This window comes from Streptomyces coelicoflavus, assembly GCF_045041415.1.
GTDB lineage: Bacteria > Actinomycetota > Actinomycetes > Streptomycetales > Streptomycetaceae > Streptomyces > Streptomyces coelicoflavus.
Genome location: NZ_CP108218.1, coordinates 6,106,025 through 6,120,824 on the forward strand (window position 1 = coordinate 6,106,025; position 14,800 = coordinate 6,120,824).

Here is a 14,800-nt window from a genome sequence, read left to right on the forward strand (position 1 = left end):
CCAGGCGATTCCGGTCCGGGATCGCCCTGAGACATTGGGGTGACGGATGGTGGAGACACACGGCGGGGGGCCGGGCGACGGCGCCGCTGAGGTGCTCGACCGCCCGCTGCCCGACGGCGTGCGCCGCCGGGTCGTGCAGATCGTGTCCGACGGCTTCGGCTCACTCACCCTCGGCGAGCTGCCCGCACAGCTGAGGCAGTATGCCAGGTTCGCCCCGAACCGCCGCGCCAAGTTCGCCGGCAACGCCATGGCCGCCGCCGTGGAGACCGACGCGCTCTTCCGGCAGCGCATCGGCGAGAAGCTCCGCGACGCCCAGCCGGAACTGGCCGGCGCCCTGGACACCGGGTCCGCGCCCCCGGCCGCCGACCCCTTCGACGTGGCCGCCGCCGCCTACGTGCTGCGCCCGCACGGCTGGGTCAAGCTGGTGACCGCCGCCGGCGAGGAGGCGCAGCGCGCGGACGCCGAGCGTGCCGACGAGGAGAGCCGCGCGGAGCTGGAGCGGCTGCACGAGGAGCTGGCCCGGGCCCGGGAGCACACCAGGACCGAGACCGAGCGGCTGCGCGCCGAACTGGACGCGGCGAAGCGGGAGACCGAGTCGCTGCACCGCAAGCTGCGCTCGGCCCTCAGCGACGTCAAGCGCGGCGAGGCCGCGCTGCGCAAGCTCCGGGGCGAGACGGACGCCGTCCGCGCCGAGGCGCACACCCAGGTGTCCGCCGCCGAGAGCGAGACCCGGCGGCTCAAGACCCGCCTGGGAGAGGCCGAGGCCGCGCTGGAGGCCACCCGCAAGGCCGCTCGCGAGGGGCGCAGCGTCGAGGACATGCGCGTCCGGCTGCTCCTGGACACCCTGCTGGACGCCACCCAGGGGCTGCGCCGCGAGCTGGCGCTGCCCCCGGTGGCCGTGCGGCCCGCCGAGACCGTGGACGCGGTCGAGCCCGGCCGGATGACCCCGAAGGACATCGCCAACCGAGCCCTGTCCGAGAACGACCCGGCGATCCTCGACCAGTTGCTGGCGCTGCCCCAGGCGCACCTGGTCGTCGACGGCTACAACGTCACCAAGACCGGCTATCCGCAGATGCCGCTGGAGAAGCAGCGGCTGCGGCTGCTGGGCCAGCTCTCCCAGCTCGCCGCGCAGACCGGCGCCGAGATGACCTGCGTCTTCGACGGGGCCGAACTCGTCGCGCCGGTGCTGCTCGCGCCGCCGCGCGGAGTGCGGGTGCTGTTCTCCAAGCCGGGTGTCACCGCCGACGAACTGATCCGCCAGCTGGTGCGGGCCGAACCGCCGGGACGGCCCGTCATCGTCGTCTCCACCGACCGCGAGGTCGCCGACGGAGTGGCGCGCGCGGGCGCACGCCCGGTGGCGTCTGCGGTGCTCCTCAAGCGGCTTTCCTAGCTCCTCGTTCACTTCCGCACCAACCGTAACGTAGGCGCTCTATGCCCGAATTGACGGAAGCGTCACGCAACGTAGTGTCAGATGGACGTCACTGCAGGTGAGTTGTGGGAAATAACGCGGTGCGTAACCGTGATTTTTCGGCGGAGGATTTGAACTGATCACGAGTGGGTCACTAGGGTCACCCTTCGAACCCTCGAACGGGTGATCCCTCTCAAGAAGGAGCTCGTCTCCGTGGCGTCCCACCGTCGTCCCAAGCAGCCGAGCCGCACGCGCGTGACCGTGCTCACCACCGCTGCCGCCGCCGCTGTCGCTCTCAGCTCCCAGGCCGCCAACGCCGCCCCGAGCGAGAAGCCGAGCAAGGACGAGGTCAAGGCCAAGGTCGACAAGCTCTACGAGGAGGCCGAGCAGGCCACCGAGAAGTACAACGGCGCCAAGGAGAAGCAGGAGAAGCTCCAGAAGGAGATCTCCACCATCCAGGACAACGTCGCCCGCGGCCAGGAGGAGCTCAACGAGCTGCGCGACGGCCTCGGTTCGATGGCGAGCGCCCAGTACCGCTCCGGCGGCATCGACCCCTCCCTCCAGCTCTTCCTGTCCGCCGACCCGGACAACTACCTGGACAAGGCCTCCACCCTCGACCAGCTGAGCGGTCAGCAGGTGGAGGCGCTGAAGAAGATCCAGGTCAAGCAGCGCGACCTCGCGCAGCAGCGCTCCGAGGCCTCCGAGAAGCTCAAGGACCTCTCCGCCACCCGCACCGAGCTGGGCAACAAGAAGAAGGAAGTCCAGGGCAAGCTCTCCTCCGCGCAGAAGCTGCTCAACACGCTCACCGCGCAGGAGAAGGCCGCCCTCCAGAAGGAGGAGAACCGCGCCAACCGCGCCAGCGAGCGCCAGGTCCTCACCGGCGGCAAGTCCACCCCCGCCTCCGGCCGGGCCGCCGCCGCCTTCGCCGCCGCCCAGAGCAAGATAGGCACGCCGTACGTCTACGGTGCCACCGGCCCGTCCTCCTTCGACTGCTCGGGACTGACCTCCTGGGCCTACGCCCAGGCCGGCGTCGGCATCCCGCGCACCTCCCAGGCCCAGACCGGCGCCGGTACCCGCATCTCCTCGACGAGCCAGCTCCAGGTCGGCGACCTGGTCTTCTTCTTCAGCGACCTGCACCACGTCGGTCTCTACGCCGGCAACGGCCAGGTCCTGCACGCGCCGCGCACCGGCACGAACGTCCGCTACGAGTCGATGAGCACCATCGGCGGCCCGTTCATGTTCGGAGTGCGGGTCTGACCGTGTTCGGCACCCGGGCCTGACCGTGTTCGGCACCCGGGCCTGACCGGGCTCGGCGTACGCGCCCGAACCGGCACCGCGCCCGCCACCCGAAGTCACCCCTGCCGTGCCCCCGTTCGGGCGAATCACGGCCGGGTCATGTGACCCCCCGCCCCGCCGGTGACCTGCGTCAGCGGCGGGGCGTCGCGCTGTGCGGCCCCGGAGGTCGTTGGCCGGTGCCCCGCCGCGGGGTTACTGTCTGCCGCGTTTCCCCGTCCGCCAGCGGAAGGAGTGCGGCTTCCCGTGGGGTCCCATCGCCGCCTTGCACCATCCGGGTTCGACCGTGGCTCCACCGCCGCCGTCGGCCTGCTCTCCGTCGCCGCCGCACTCCTGGGCGCCGTACCGGCCACGGCCGCCCCGCACGACGACCGGCGGGCGGAGGTGGACCGGCTGCACACCGAGGCGGAGCAGGCGACCGAGGCCTACAACAAGGCCGACGCGCGCACCGAGGGGCTGCGCGAGGAGGTGGCGACCGCGCAGGACTCCATCGCCCGGCAGCAGCAGCACATCAACACCATGCGGGACGCGCTCGGTTCGCTGGCCGGCGCCCAGTACCGCTCGGGCGGCGTCGACCCGTCCCTCGCGCTGCTGCTCTCCGCCGAGCCGGACGACTACCTCGACCGGGCCTCCGTGCTGGACCGCATCACCACCCGCCAGGCGGGCGAGCTGCGGGAACTCCAGCAGGCGATGCGCGACCTCGCCCAGGACCGTGCCGAGGCGGCCCGCAAGCTCACCGAGCTGGAGGAGGGCCGCAAGGCCGTCGCCGCGCACAAGAAGACCGTGGAGCGCAAGCTCGCCAAGGCCCGCGCACTGCTCGCCGCGCTCCCGGACGACGAACGCGCCGCCTACCAGCGCGGGTCCCGCTCCGGCCGCGAGGACCTGACCGCCCTCGCCGGTGCCGCCGCCCCCGCCTCCGGCCGGGCCGCGGCCGCCTTCGCCGCCGCCCGCTCCGCCCTCGGCAAGCCCTACGTCTGGGGCGCCAACGGCCCCTCCGGCTTCGACTGCTCGGGCCTGACCCAGTGGTCCTGGGCCCAGGCCGGCGTCGGCATCCCGCGCACCTCCCAGGCCCAGTCCGGCACCGGGCGACGCGTCTCCCTGTCCGAGGCACGCCCCGGCGACCTGGTCGCCTACCGCGACGACGCCAGTCACATCGGCATGTACGCCGGCAACGGTCAGGTGATCCACGCGCCCTACCCCGGCGCACCGGTGCGCTACGACCCGGTCGGCATGATGCCGATCTCGTCGATCACCCGGGTGTGACCGGCGCGGGCCCGCGGGCCGCCTCCTGAGCGGGCGCGGGCCCTCCCGGAGCCCGTGCGGCCCCCGCCGCCCTCCGGCGGCCCGCCCGGGCCGCTCCGGTGCCTTCGGCCCCCCCGCCCGGCCTCCCAGGCCCGCACGCCCTCCAGCCGCCCGCTGGGCCCCGGCTCCGGCCTCCCGGGCCCTCATGCCGCCCGCTCGGACCCGGCTCCCGCTCGTTGACCGTCCCGGTCTCGCGGCCCCCGAGGGCCGTCGGGCGTGCCTTCCGGGCCCCCGCCAGGCGCCCTGGCGGGGGCGTGTGCGCTGCCCGGGGCCGGGATTCCTCGGCCTCCGGCGGCCCACTCGGCCCCGGCCCCGGCCCGCAGCGGGCCTGAGGCTCCGGTCCCGCAGGCCCCCGCGGCCCCCCCGGTCCCGGGCGCCCGCGCCCGGTGCCTTCCGCCGCTGCTCGCCCGTACGATCGGGAAGGTGGCTGGTCGAAGGCGGGTGTCGGGGTTCTCGGCGGCGGGGCTGTGCCTGCTGCTGGTCGGGCTCGTGGGCTGCGGCGGCCGGAGCGTGGCCGACCCCGCGCGGGCCGACGTCCAGCAGGTCCTGGACCGGCGTGCGGCCGCCGTCCTGGCCCACGACGCGGCCGCCTACGCACGCACCGGCACCGGTACCGGCTTCGGCAACCTGAGCGCGATCCCGCTGGCCGCCTGGTCCTACCGGGTACGGGGCGTGGACCGCACCGGCGACCGGGCCACCGCCGACGTCGAGCTGCGCTACCGCGTCGAGGGCTACGACCGGGGCGCGGTCGCCACCGGCCGCACGGTGCGGCTGAGCCGGGACGGCACCGGCGGACGGTGGTCCGTGGACTCCGACCGGCCCGCGGAGAAATCCGGACAGCAGCCCTGGGACCAGGGCGCGGTCGAGGTGCTCCGCGGCACGCACAGCCTCGTCCTCGGCGTCGGGCAGTCCACCGGCGCCCTGCGCCGCTTCGCGGACCTGGCCGACCGGGCGGTGCCCGCCGTCGCGGACGCCTGGGACGGCGACTGGGCCCGCCGGGTGGTCGTGGTCGTCCCCCGGTCCCTGGAGGGCATGGCGGGCCTGCTCGGTTCCCCCGCCTCGTCCTACCGGGGCATCGCCGCCGTCACCACCGGGGAGACGGGCGGCCGGGAACACGCCCCCGCGGACCGGATCATCGTCAATCCCGACGCGTACGGGCTCCTCGGCGACCTCGGCAGGCAGGTCGTGCTCACCCACGAGGCGACCCACGTCGCCACCCGGGCCGACACCACCTCCGCCACCCCGCTGTGGCTCTCCGAGGGGTACGCCGACTGGGTCGGCTACCGCGACAGCGGACGCCCCGCCGACCGGTCCGCCCCCGAACTGGCCGCCGCGGTCGCCGGGGGAGAGGTGCCCGCCCGGCTCCCGACGGACGAGGACTTCGGCTTCACCGCCGACGCCGAGGAACTGGCCCGGGCGTACGAGGGCGGCTGGCTGGCCTGCCGGATGATCGCCGAGCAGTGGGGCGAGGACCGGCTGAACGCCTTCTACCGCTCCGTGGGCGCGCACGACGAGCGCGCCGGCGCCGTCGAGGACGCGCTGCACGACGTGCTCGGGACGACGCCGGAGGACTTCACGGCGCGCTGGCGGAAGTATCTGCGGACGCGGCTCGGCTGACCCGCCCGGAGTTTCCGGCCGGGTCCGGGGCCCCGCGCCGCACCGTGTCCCGCCACAGGGCACGGGCGCCGACGACGGAGGCGGCCACCAGCAGGCCGTTGCGGACGAACAGAAGCGTGATCCCGAGCGGGGTGCTCGTCACGACGTCGCCGAACAGCAGCGGGAACTCCAGCACCGTCACCAGGCTCGCCACCAGCACCAGGGTGACCGGCACCCGCATCCGGCTCGCCCGGAAGCACCAGCAGACCGCCCCGAGACCGATCAGCCACACCAGGTACTGGGGGCTGATCACCCGGCTCGTCACCGTGAACATCAGCACCGCCACGAAGGCCGCGTCCGCCGCCGTGTGCGCCGCGAACCGCGGGGCAGCCGGCCGCCGCACGGCCACCAGCCGCCACAGCAGCAGCCAGCCGAACGCCACCGCGCTCAACCCCAGCGAGACCGTGCCCACCGTGCCCACGTGCGGGCCCAGGAACTCCATCGAGCCGTAGTTCAGCAGCACCCCGCCCTCCCAGCCGAAGTGCCGGGCGACGTGGAAGACCAGCGAGCCCAGCGACTCCACCTCTATGCCCCGCTCCCGCTGGAACGTCAGGAACGCGAAGCCCCCGGGCATCGACACGGCGAACAGCGCGGTGAGCCCCGCACCGCCCAGCACGGCCGCGACCCACGGCGACCGCCCCCGCATCCCGAGGAGCACCAGCGCCGGCCACACCTTCAGCAGCGCCCCGAGCGCCGCCAGGCCCCCCGCCACGCGCGGATGCCGCCCGGCGGCGAGCAGCGCGGCGACCGCGACGGCGGTGACCATCACGTCGTAGCGGGCGTACACCGTCGGACCCAGCAGCGGTACGCCCACCACCCACACCCACGCCCCGCGCGACGAGCGCCCCGCCCCCCGGCCCGCGTGCCACAGCAGCGCGAGAACCGCGGCGTCCGTGACGCAGACGAGGACGAAGAACGCCGTCGCGTACTCCAGGAAGGGCAGCAGGGCGGGCGAGAGGATCGCGAAGGCCGCGGCGGGCGGGTACTGCCAGGTGACGTCGTCCAGAGGAAACGTTCCGGTGCGCAGGACGTCGTACCAGCCCCGGTAGATGACGGACACGTCGCTCGTGACGTCCGGACCGGGAGAGACCAGCACCTTCAGCACCAGCAGCATCAGCACCAGCCGCGAGGCGCCCCAGGTCGTCAGCAGCCACAGCGGTGACCGCCCCGCGTCCTTCGTCTCCACGTGCTCCCTGCCCGTCCGTGCCCGCCGGTCCGTGTCTGCCGGTGCGGACATGATGACCCGGACACCCGTGGGCCTGCCACAGGAGGCGGCCCGGCCCAGCACCCGGCGGCCGGTTCGGTAGGGTCGGCGGCGTGCGCAAGACCTTGATCGTAACGAACGACTTCCCGCCCCGTCCGGGCGGCATCCAGGCCTTCCTGCACAACATGGCACTGCGCCTGGACCCCGAGCGGCTGGTCGTCTACGCCTCCACCTGGAAGCGCGGCCGCGAGGGCGTAGAGGCCACCGCCGCCTTCGACGCCGAGCAGCCCTTCACCGTCGTACGGGACCGTACGACCATGCTGCTGCCGACGCCGGGCGCCACCCGGCGGGCGGTGGGCCTGCTGCGCGAGCACGGCTGCACCTCGGTGTGGTTCGGGGCGGCCGCGCCCCTCGGCCTGATGGCCCCGGCCCTGCGCAGGGCGGGCGCCGAACGCCTCGTCGCCACCACCCACGGCCACGAGGCGGGCTGGGCCCAGCTGCCCGCGGCCCGCCAACTGCTGCGCCGGATCGGGGAGTCGACCGACACGATCACCTACCTCGGCGAGTACACCCGCTCCCGCATCGCGGGCGCGCTCACGCCCGCGGCCGCCGCCCGGATGGTGCAACTGCCGCCCGGCGTCGACGAGAAGACCTTCCACCCGGCCAGCGGCGGCGACGAGGTACGCGCCCGCCTGGGCCTGACCGAACGCCCCGTCGTCGTCTGCGTCTCCCGCCTGGTCCCGCGCAAGGGCCAGGACACCCTGATCCGCGCCATGCCCCGCATCCTCGCCGCCGAGCCCGACGCCGTCCTGCTCATCGTCGGCGGCGGCCCCTACGAGAAGGACCTGCGCCGCCTGGCCACCGAGACGGGCGTGGCCGCCTCCGTCCACTTCACCGGCCCCGTGCCCTGGTCCGAGCTGCCCGCCCACTACGGCGCCGGCGACGTCTTCGCCATGCCCTGCCGCACCCGCCGGGGCGGCCTCGACGTGGAGGGCCTGGGCATCGTCTACCTCGAAGCCTCCGCGACCGGCCTCCCCGTCGTCGCCGGCGACTCGGGCGGCGCCCCCGACGCGGTACTCGACGGCGAGACGGGCTGGGTGGTCCACGGCGCCACCCCGGACGAGTCCGCCGACCGCATCGTCACCCTCCTCGCCGACCCGGAACTGCGCCGCCGGATGGGGGAGCGGGGCAGGTCCTGGGTGGAGGAGAAGTGGCGCTGGGACTTGCTGGCGGAACACCTGAAAACGCTGCTGTAGGGCAACGCCGCCAGGGGCGCGGGGAACTGCGCGACAAGCCACGGCGAACCCGCACTCGCCCGCGGCGACAAAGGGGCACCCCAGAAGGCACCCCCTGCCCCACTACTTGGTGTAGATCGCCTCGATCTCGTCCGCGTAATCCTTCGCCACAACATTCCGCTTCAGCTTCAACGACGGAGTCAGATGCCCCGAGTCCTCGGTGAACTGCGCCCCCAGCACCCGGAACTTCCGCACCGACTCGGCCTTCGAGACCGCCGCGTTCCCGTCGTCGATCGCGTCCTGGATCGCCGCGAGCAGATCCGGGTCCTCCCGCAACGACACCGCACTCGAGCCGGCCGGCTTCCCGTGCTCCGCGCACCAGCGGCCCAGGAACTCCTCGTCGAGGGTGACCAGCGCGCCCACGAAGGGCCGCCCGTCGCCGACCACCATGCACTCCGCGACCAGCGCGTGCGCGCGGATGCGGTCCTCGATGACGGCCGGGGCGACGTTCTTGCCGCCGGCGGTGACGATGATCTCCTTCTTGCGGCCGGTGATCCGCAGGTACCCGTCCTCGTCGAGGGTGCCGATGTCGCCGGTGTGGAACCAGCCGTCGGCCAGCGCCTCCGCGGTCGCGCCCGGGTTGTTCCAGTACTCCTTGAACAGGTGCTCGCCGTGCAGCAGCACCTCGCCGTCGTCCGCGATGCGCACCACCGAGCCGGGCAGCGGCTGGCCGACGGTGCCGATCTTCTGCCGGTCCCAGGGGTTGAAGGCGGTGGCCGCGCAGGACTCGGTCAGGCCGTAGCCCTCCAGGACCGTGAAGCCGATGCCGCGGAAGAAGTGACCGAGCCGCTCGCCGAGCGGGGCGCCGCCGGAGATCGCGTACTCGCCGCGCCCGCCGAGGACCGTGCGGAGCTTGCTGTAGACGAGTTTGTCGAAGACCTTGTGCTTGATCTTCAGGCCGACGGACGGACCCGACGCCGTGTCCAGGGCCTTGCTGTACGCGATCGCGGTGTCGGCGGCGCGGTCGAAGATCTTGCCCTTGCCGTCGGCCTGCGCCTTGGCGCGCGCCGAGTTGTAGACCTTCTCGAAGACGCGCGGCACGCCGAGGATCAGCGTGGGCCGGAACGCGGCCAGCTCGTCGGTGAGGTTCTTGATGTCGGGGACGTTGCCCAGCTTGATCGGCGCGATCATCGGTGCGACCTGCACCAGGCGCCCGAAGACGTGGGCGAGGGGGAGGAAGAGCAGGACCGAGCACTCACCGGTGCGGAAGAGCGGACGTAGCCGTTCCACCACGTTGCCGCACTCGGCGAAGAAACTGCGGTGGGTGAGGACGCAGCCCTTGGGACGGCCGGTGGTGCCGGAGGTGTAGACGATGGTCGCGGGGTCGTCGGCCTTCGCGATCGAGCCGCGCTCCTCGACGGTCCGGTCCGTGACGTCCTGGCCCAGGCGTCCCAGCTCCTCCACGGCGCCCGCGTCGATCTGCCAGACGTTCTTGAGCGCGGGCAGCTGCTCGCGCACCGACTCGACGGCGGCGGCGTGCCCGGCCGACTCCACGACGCACGCCGTGGCACCCGAGTCGCTGAGGATCCACTGCACCTGCTCCGGCGAGCTGGTCTCGTACACCGGCACGGTGATCGCGCCCGCGCTCCAGATCGCGAAGTCCAGCAGCGTCCACTCGTAGCGGGTGCGGGACATCAGACCGACCCGGTCGCCCGGCTGGACCCCGGAGGCGATGAGGCCCTTGGCCGCGGAGTGCACCTCGGTGAGGAAGGTGCGCGCGGTCACGTCCTGCCAGGCGCCCGACACCTTGCGGGCGATGACGGCGACGTCGGGATGCTGCGCGGCGTTTCTGCGGACGATGTCGGTCAGGTTTCCGTCCGCGGGGACCTCGTACAAGGCCGGAAGGCTGAACTCGCGCAAGACTGCTGCTCCTCATAGGGCGCCGGCGCCACGACACTGTGTGATGCGACGGTGCGGTCCAAGGCTCGGGCAAGTGCTCGGGAAACTCATGCGGGATTCACATGTTGAAACCCAGAGCACGACTGGACTGCCCGGACGTTACCCGTCGGTATGCGTTCTCCGACAGGGGGTCCCCGCGAGATGTTCGCTGCGTCACACGGATGGGGTTTGCTTTGCGCACAGTAGTCGACGGATCAACCGACCAGCCAGTAACCGCAGGTCCGACCGCCACTGTTCACATCGGGCGCCCGCTGCTTACGCTTGATCGCCATGGCACCCACACCGCTCCGTGACACGAGCACGCGCGTCCACGTGGTCAGCGACGTCCACGGCAACGCCCGCGACCTGGCCAGGGCCGGCGAGGGCGCCGACGCCCTGATCTGCCTCGGGGACCTGGTCCTCTTCCTCGACTACGCCGACCACTCGCGCGGCATCTTCCCCGACCTGTTCGGCGTCGCGAACGCCGACCGCATCGTCGCGCTGCGCACCGCCCGCCGCTTCGACGAGGCCCGGGACTTCGGCAGGCGGCTGTGGGCGGAGGCCGGCGGGGAACCGCGCGAGCTGATCGAGCGGGCGGTGCGCAAGCAGTACGCCGAACTGTTCGCCGCCTTCCCCACCCCGACGTACGCCACCTACGGCAACGTCGACGTGCCGCCGCTGTGGCCCGAGTACGCCGGGCCCGGCACCACCGTGCTCGACGGGGAGCGGGTGGAGATCGGCGGCCGCGTCTTCGGCTTCGTCGGCGGCGGCCTGCGCACCCCGATGAACACGCCGTACGAGATCAGCGACGAGGCCTACGCCGCGAAGATCGAGGCCGTCGGCGAGGTGGACGTGCTGTGCACGCACATCCCGCCGGACGTGCCGGAACTGCTCTACGACACGGTGGCCCGGCGCTTCGAGCGGGGCAGCCGCGCGCTCCTCGACGCCATCCGCCGCACCCGTCCCCGCTACGCCCTGTTCGGGCACGTGCACCAGCCGCTGACCCGGCGGATGCGCGTCGGGGCGACCGAGTGCGTCAACGTCGGCCACTTCGCGTCGACGGGGCGGCCGTGGGCGCTGGAGTGGTGAACCCGGGCGCGGCGGGCCCGCGCAGGTGGGTGGTGACGGATGCCGTCCCCGTGCGCGATAGCCTTCACGCGGCACACACGTGCGCGCTACGGGCGCACGGACGACCTCAGTAGCGGCCCGCATCCGGAGGAGCCACGGCGATGGCGGAACACACCAGCTCGAGCATCACCATCGAGGCGGCACCGGCCGACGTCATGGCGGTGATCGCCGACTTCGCGCGCTACCCGGACTGGACCGGCGAGGTGAAGGAGGCGCAGGTCCTCGCGACCGACGAGCAGGGGCGTGCCGAGCAGGTCCGGCTCGTCATGGACGCCGGAGCGATCAAGGACGACCAGACGCTGGGCTACACCTGGACCGGCGAGCACGAGGTGTCCTGGACGCTGGTGAAGTCCCAGATGCTGCGCTCCCTCGACGGCTCCTACCTGCTCCGCCCGGCCGGCACGGGTACGGAGGTCACCTACCGCCTCACGGTGGACGTCAAGATCCCCATGCTCGGCATGATCAAACGCAAGGCGGAGAAGGTCATCATCGACCGGGCCCTGGCAGGCCTGAAGAAGCGCGTGGAGTCGGGAAAGTAACTTAGCCGCAGGCAGTCGCCCGCCCCCCAGCTGCGGGCAGTCGTGCCGCTGGGGCGGCACGGGTGGGCGCAGCGGCACCCCGCAACGCCGGGCTGCGCCCCCCACCCGGCCCGCGCCCCCACCCGGCCCGCGCCCCCACGCCGGTCACCAGCCCAACCGGCGGAGCCCCCAAGTACCGTTCACCCCCATGCGCACCCTCCTGATCACAGGCCCCGGCGGCACCGGCCGTACCACCGTCGCCGCCGCCACCGCGCTCACCGCCGCCCGCGAGGGCACCCGCACCCTCCTCCTCGGCACCGACCGCGACGACACCCTCGGCGCCGCACTCGGCGTACCCACCGGCCCCGAGCCGACCCCCGTCGCACCCGGTCTCACCGCCTGGCGCCCCGACACCGCCCAGGGCTTCCGGGACGCGCTCGCCGCCCTCCAGGACCGCGCCGCCTCCGCCCTCGACCTCCTCGGCGCCTCCCGCCTCGACCCGGACGAGCTGACCCCGCTCCCCGGCGCCGACGACCTCGCCCTGCTGCGCGCCCTGCGCGAGGCCGCCCTCGCCGAGGCGCACGACCTCCTCGTCGTCGACCTCCCGCCCGCGCCGCGCGCCCTCGCCCTGCTCGCCGCGCCCGAGGAACTGCGCCGCGGCCTGCGCCGCCTGCTCCCGCCCGAGCGGCAGGCCGCCCGTGCCCTGCGCCCGGTCCTCGGACGGCTCGCGGGTGTCCCCATGCCGGCCGAGGCGCTGTACGAGGCCGGCGCCCGCTGGGACGTGGAACTCGCCGCCGCCGAGGCCGTCCTGGCCGACCGGAACACCACCGTACGGCTGGTCGCCGAACCCGGACCGGCCGGCGCGGACGCCGTCCGGGCCACCGCCCTCGGCCTCGCCCTGCGCGGCCTGCGCACCGACCTGCTGGTCGCCAACCGCGTCCTGCCCGAGGACGTCCCGGCGGACAGCTGGCTCGGCGGCCCCCTCGCCCAGCAGCGCAAGACACTGGAGGAGTGGCGGGGCACGTACGACGTCCGCGCCGTCGCCCACCTCGGCCGGGACCCGCGCGGCACGGACGACCTCGCCGCCCTCGACGTGCCGGGCGTCAACGCGGCCGCCTCCCCGGTCGAGTGGCCCGTCACCGACCGGACGGCCGAGGACGGCGTCCTGGTCTGGCACATCCCGCTGCCCGGCGCCGTACGCGAGGAACTCGACCTCGTCCGCCGCGGGGACGAACTGGTCGTCGCGGCGGGCCCGTTCCGCCGCACCGTCCCCCTGCCGTCCGCGCTGCGCCGCTGCACCGTCGACGGGGCCGCGCTGCGGGAGGGCACCCTCGCGGTGCGGTTCGCGCCGGACCCGGGGCTGTGGCCGCGGGGGCGATGACCCGACGGGGGCCGCGCCCGTTCGGGTAACGTCGTAAGGACGAACCGTAGTCAGGAGTCCGTCATGAGCGAAGAGCTCCCCCCGTCCGAGGCACCCCGCCCCGACGAGGCCGACTCGGTCGACGAGGCACGGGCGGCCGGCGAGGCACGTGCGGCAGGTGAGACGCGGGCGGCCGGCGAGGCACGGGCGGCCGATGAGACGCGTGCGGCCGGTGAGGCGCGTGCGACCGACGACGACGCCTGGGCGACGGCGTGTGCCGAGGACCTGGAGGCGGAGAAGGCCCGCCGCCGGGCCGAGTACGGACCGCCGCCCGGCTCCGCCGCCGAGGAGCTGCGCCGCCTCGTCGACACCGTCGCCGACAAGCTGTCCGGCCTCCAGTCCCCGCTGCTCGGCCAGGTCGCCGGACCCGCCGCCCAGCAGGTCGTGCGGCAGGTCGTCCAGCAGGCGAAGGCCGCCGTCGAACCGGTCATCGAGCGCAACCCGGACCTGTTCGACCACCTCGCCGCGGCCGGCGGCGAACTCCTCGCCGCGTACCGCTCCGCCGTCCAGAACCAGGAACGCCGCTGGACCACCGGGGACACCGTGGCCAAGGACCCGCGCGACCCCCGTGACCAGGACGAACGCGAAGCCGACGGCCGTGACGAGGACGACGGGGGCACCGGCCCGGGACAGCGCATCGACCTGGACTGAGCCCTGCCTCGGGTACGGTTGCCCTTAGCGGGGCTCGACCGAACTGAGGGATTCATGGGACTCACCATCGGCGTCGACATCGGCGGCACGAAGATCGCGGCCGGCGTGGTCGACGAGGAAGGCAACATCCTTTCGACCCACAAGGTGCCGACCCCCACCACACCCGAGGCCATCGTGGACGCCATCGCCTCCGCGGTGGAGGGCGCGCGCGTGGGGCACGAGATCGTCGGCGTCGGAATCGGTGCCGCCGGATACGTCAACCGCCAGCGCTCCACGGTCTACTTCGCGCCCAACATCGACTGGCGCCAGGAGCCGCTCAAGGAGAAGGTCGAGGCCCGCGTCGGCCTCCCGGTCGTCGTGGAGAACGACGCCAACGCCGCGGCCTGGGGCGAGTACAAGTTCGGCGGCGGCAAGGGGCACCGCAACGTCATCTGCATCACCCTCGGCACCGGCCTCGGCGGCGGCATCATCATCGGCAACAAGCTGCGCCGCGGTCACTTCGGCGTGGCCGCCGAGTTCGGCCACATCCGCATGGTGCCCGACGGCCTGCTGTGCGGCTGCGGTTCGCAGGGCTGCTGGGAGCAGTACGCGTCGGGCCGGGCGCTGGTGCGGTACGCCAAGCAGCGCGCCAACGCCACCCCCGAGCGCGCCGAGGTGCTGCTCGCGCTCGGCGACGGCACCCCCGACGGCATCGAGGGCAAGCACATCTCCGTCGCCGCCCGCCAGGGCTGCCCGGTCGCCGTCGACTCCTACCGGGAACTGGCACGCTGGGCCGGTGCCGGCCTCGCCGACCTGGCCTCGCTCTTCGACCCGTCCGCCTTCATCGTCGGCGGCGGCCTCTCGGACGAGGGCGACCTGGTCCTCGACCCGATCCGCAAGTCGTACAAGCGCTGGCTGGTCGGCGGCAACTGGCGCCCGGTCGCCGACGTGATCGCCGCCCGGCTCGGCAACAAGGCCGGCCTGGTCGGCGCGGCCGACCTGGCCCGGGAGCCCGACCCGATCATGTAAACGCCGCTCACCGCAAGCGCCGTAGGGGCGCGGGGAACT

General features: G+C 73.7%; 12 protein-coding genes. 10 read left to right on the forward strand and 2 right to left on the reverse strand.

All coding sequences use genetic code 11. From position 1 onward, the window contains the following. Positions 1 to 46 precede the first annotated feature (46 nt). The 4 genes from OHA99_RS27350 (at position 47) to OHA99_RS27365 (ending at position 5,620) form a co-directional block, all read left to right on the forward strand. Entirely contained in the window at positions 47 to 1,390 is a 1,344-nt protein-coding gene (locus OHA99_RS27350) for an NYN domain-containing protein (RefSeq protein ID WP_153180250.1), read from the forward strand. Between the two features lie 231 nt (positions 1,391 to 1,621). After that, the gene (locus OHA99_RS27355) at positions 1,622 to 2,665 is read left to right on the forward strand and encodes a C40 family peptidase (RefSeq protein WP_153182013.1); all 1,044 of its coding nucleotides are present in this window, start codon (positions 1,622 to 1,624) and stop codon (positions 2,663 to 2,665) included. A gap of 282 nt (positions 2,666 to 2,947) precedes the next feature. Further along, a complete protein-coding gene (locus OHA99_RS27360; RefSeq protein ID WP_164385078.1) occupies positions 2,948 to 3,964 on the forward strand; it encodes an NlpC/P60 family protein in 1,017 nt (338 codons plus the stop codon). Between the two features lie 462 nt (positions 3,965 to 4,426). After that, complete coding sequence (locus tag OHA99_RS27365; protein WP_405698269.1) at positions 4,427 to 5,620, forward strand: hypothetical protein; 1,194 nt, start codon at positions 4,427 to 4,429, stop codon at positions 5,618 to 5,620. On the opposite strand, the gene OHA99_RS27370 is transcribed toward OHA99_RS27365, so the two are convergent. Further along, entirely contained in the window at positions 5,577 to 6,845 is a 1,269-nt protein-coding gene (locus OHA99_RS27370; protein WP_405699011.1) for a glycosyltransferase 87 family protein, read from the reverse strand. The two genes, OHA99_RS27365 and OHA99_RS27370, sit on opposite strands and share 44 nt — an antisense overlap. Positions 6,846 to 6,976: 131 nt before the next feature. Here OHA99_RS27370 and OHA99_RS27375 point away from each other — a divergent pair, with 131 nt between their 5' ends. After that, positions 6,977 to 8,119 (forward strand): glycosyltransferase family 4 protein, encoded by a 1,143-nt coding sequence (locus OHA99_RS27375; protein ID WP_366472033.1) that lies wholly within the window; start codon positions 6,977 to 6,979, stop codon positions 8,117 to 8,119. Positions 8,120 to 8,221: 102 nt separating this feature from the next. On the opposite strand, the gene OHA99_RS27380 is transcribed toward OHA99_RS27375, so the two are convergent. Then, positions 8,222 to 10,018 (reverse strand): AMP-dependent synthetase/ligase, encoded by a 1,797-nt coding sequence (locus OHA99_RS27380; protein WP_366472034.1) that lies wholly within the window; start codon positions 10,016 to 10,018, stop codon positions 8,222 to 8,224. Positions 10,019 to 10,327: 309 nt separating this feature from the next. Here OHA99_RS27380 and OHA99_RS27385 point away from each other — a divergent pair, with 309 nt between their 5' ends. The 5 genes from OHA99_RS27385 to OHA99_RS27405 all read left to right on the forward strand — a co-directional run bounded on the left by OHA99_RS27385 (position 10,328) and on the right by OHA99_RS27405 (position 14,761). Beyond that, positions 10,328 to 11,125 (forward strand): metallophosphoesterase, encoded by a 798-nt coding sequence (locus OHA99_RS27385; RefSeq protein WP_153180254.1) that lies wholly within the window; start codon positions 10,328 to 10,330, stop codon positions 11,123 to 11,125. A 140-nt stretch (positions 11,126 to 11,265) separates the two neighbouring features. Then, positions 11,266 to 11,703 carry an SRPBCC family protein gene (locus OHA99_RS27390; protein WP_109031793.1) on the forward strand — a complete coding sequence of 146 codons (438 nt, stop codon included), beginning with the start codon at positions 11,266 to 11,268 and terminating at the stop codon, positions 11,701 to 11,703. A gap of 187 nt (positions 11,704 to 11,890) precedes the next feature. Continuing rightward, a complete protein-coding gene (locus tag OHA99_RS27395) occupies positions 11,891 to 13,063 on the forward strand; it encodes an ArsA-related P-loop ATPase (RefSeq protein WP_153180256.1) in 1,173 nt (390 codons plus the stop codon). Between the two features lie 63 nt (positions 13,064 to 13,126). Beyond that, positions 13,127 to 13,753 (forward strand): DUF5304 domain-containing protein, encoded by a 627-nt coding sequence (locus OHA99_RS27400; RefSeq protein ID WP_366472035.1) that lies wholly within the window; start codon positions 13,127 to 13,129, stop codon positions 13,751 to 13,753. Positions 13,754 to 13,807: 54 nt separating this feature from the next. After that, entirely contained in the window at positions 13,808 to 14,761 is a 954-nt protein-coding gene (locus OHA99_RS27405) for an ROK family glucokinase (RefSeq protein WP_019327958.1), read from the forward strand. Positions 14,762 to 14,800: the final 39 nt, after the last annotated feature.

What these genes read in the sequence shown, in the direction of transcription:
- OHA99_RS27395 (WP_153180256.1), top strand. Translation starts at nt 11,891, where the DNA reads ATGCGCACCCTCCTGATCACAGGCCCCGGCGGCACCGGCCGTACCACC.
- OHA99_RS27385 (WP_153180254.1), top strand. Translation starts at nt 10,328, where the DNA reads ATGGCACCCACACCGCTCCGTGACACGAGCACGCGCGTCCACGTGGTC.
- OHA99_RS27390 (WP_109031793.1), top strand. Translation starts at nt 11,266, where the DNA reads ATGGCGGAACACACCAGCTCGAGCATCACCATCGAGGCGGCACCGGCC.
- OHA99_RS27400 (WP_366472035.1), top strand. Translation starts at nt 13,127, where the DNA reads ATGAGCGAAGAGCTCCCCCCGTCCGAGGCACCCCGCCCCGACGAGGCC.
- OHA99_RS27405 (WP_019327958.1), top strand. Translation starts at nt 13,808, where the DNA reads ATGGGACTCACCATCGGCGTCGACATCGGCGGCACGAAGATCGCGGCC.
- OHA99_RS27350 (WP_153180250.1), top strand. Translation starts at nt 47, where the DNA reads ATGGTGGAGACACACGGCGGGGGGCCGGGCGACGGCGCCGCTGAGGTG.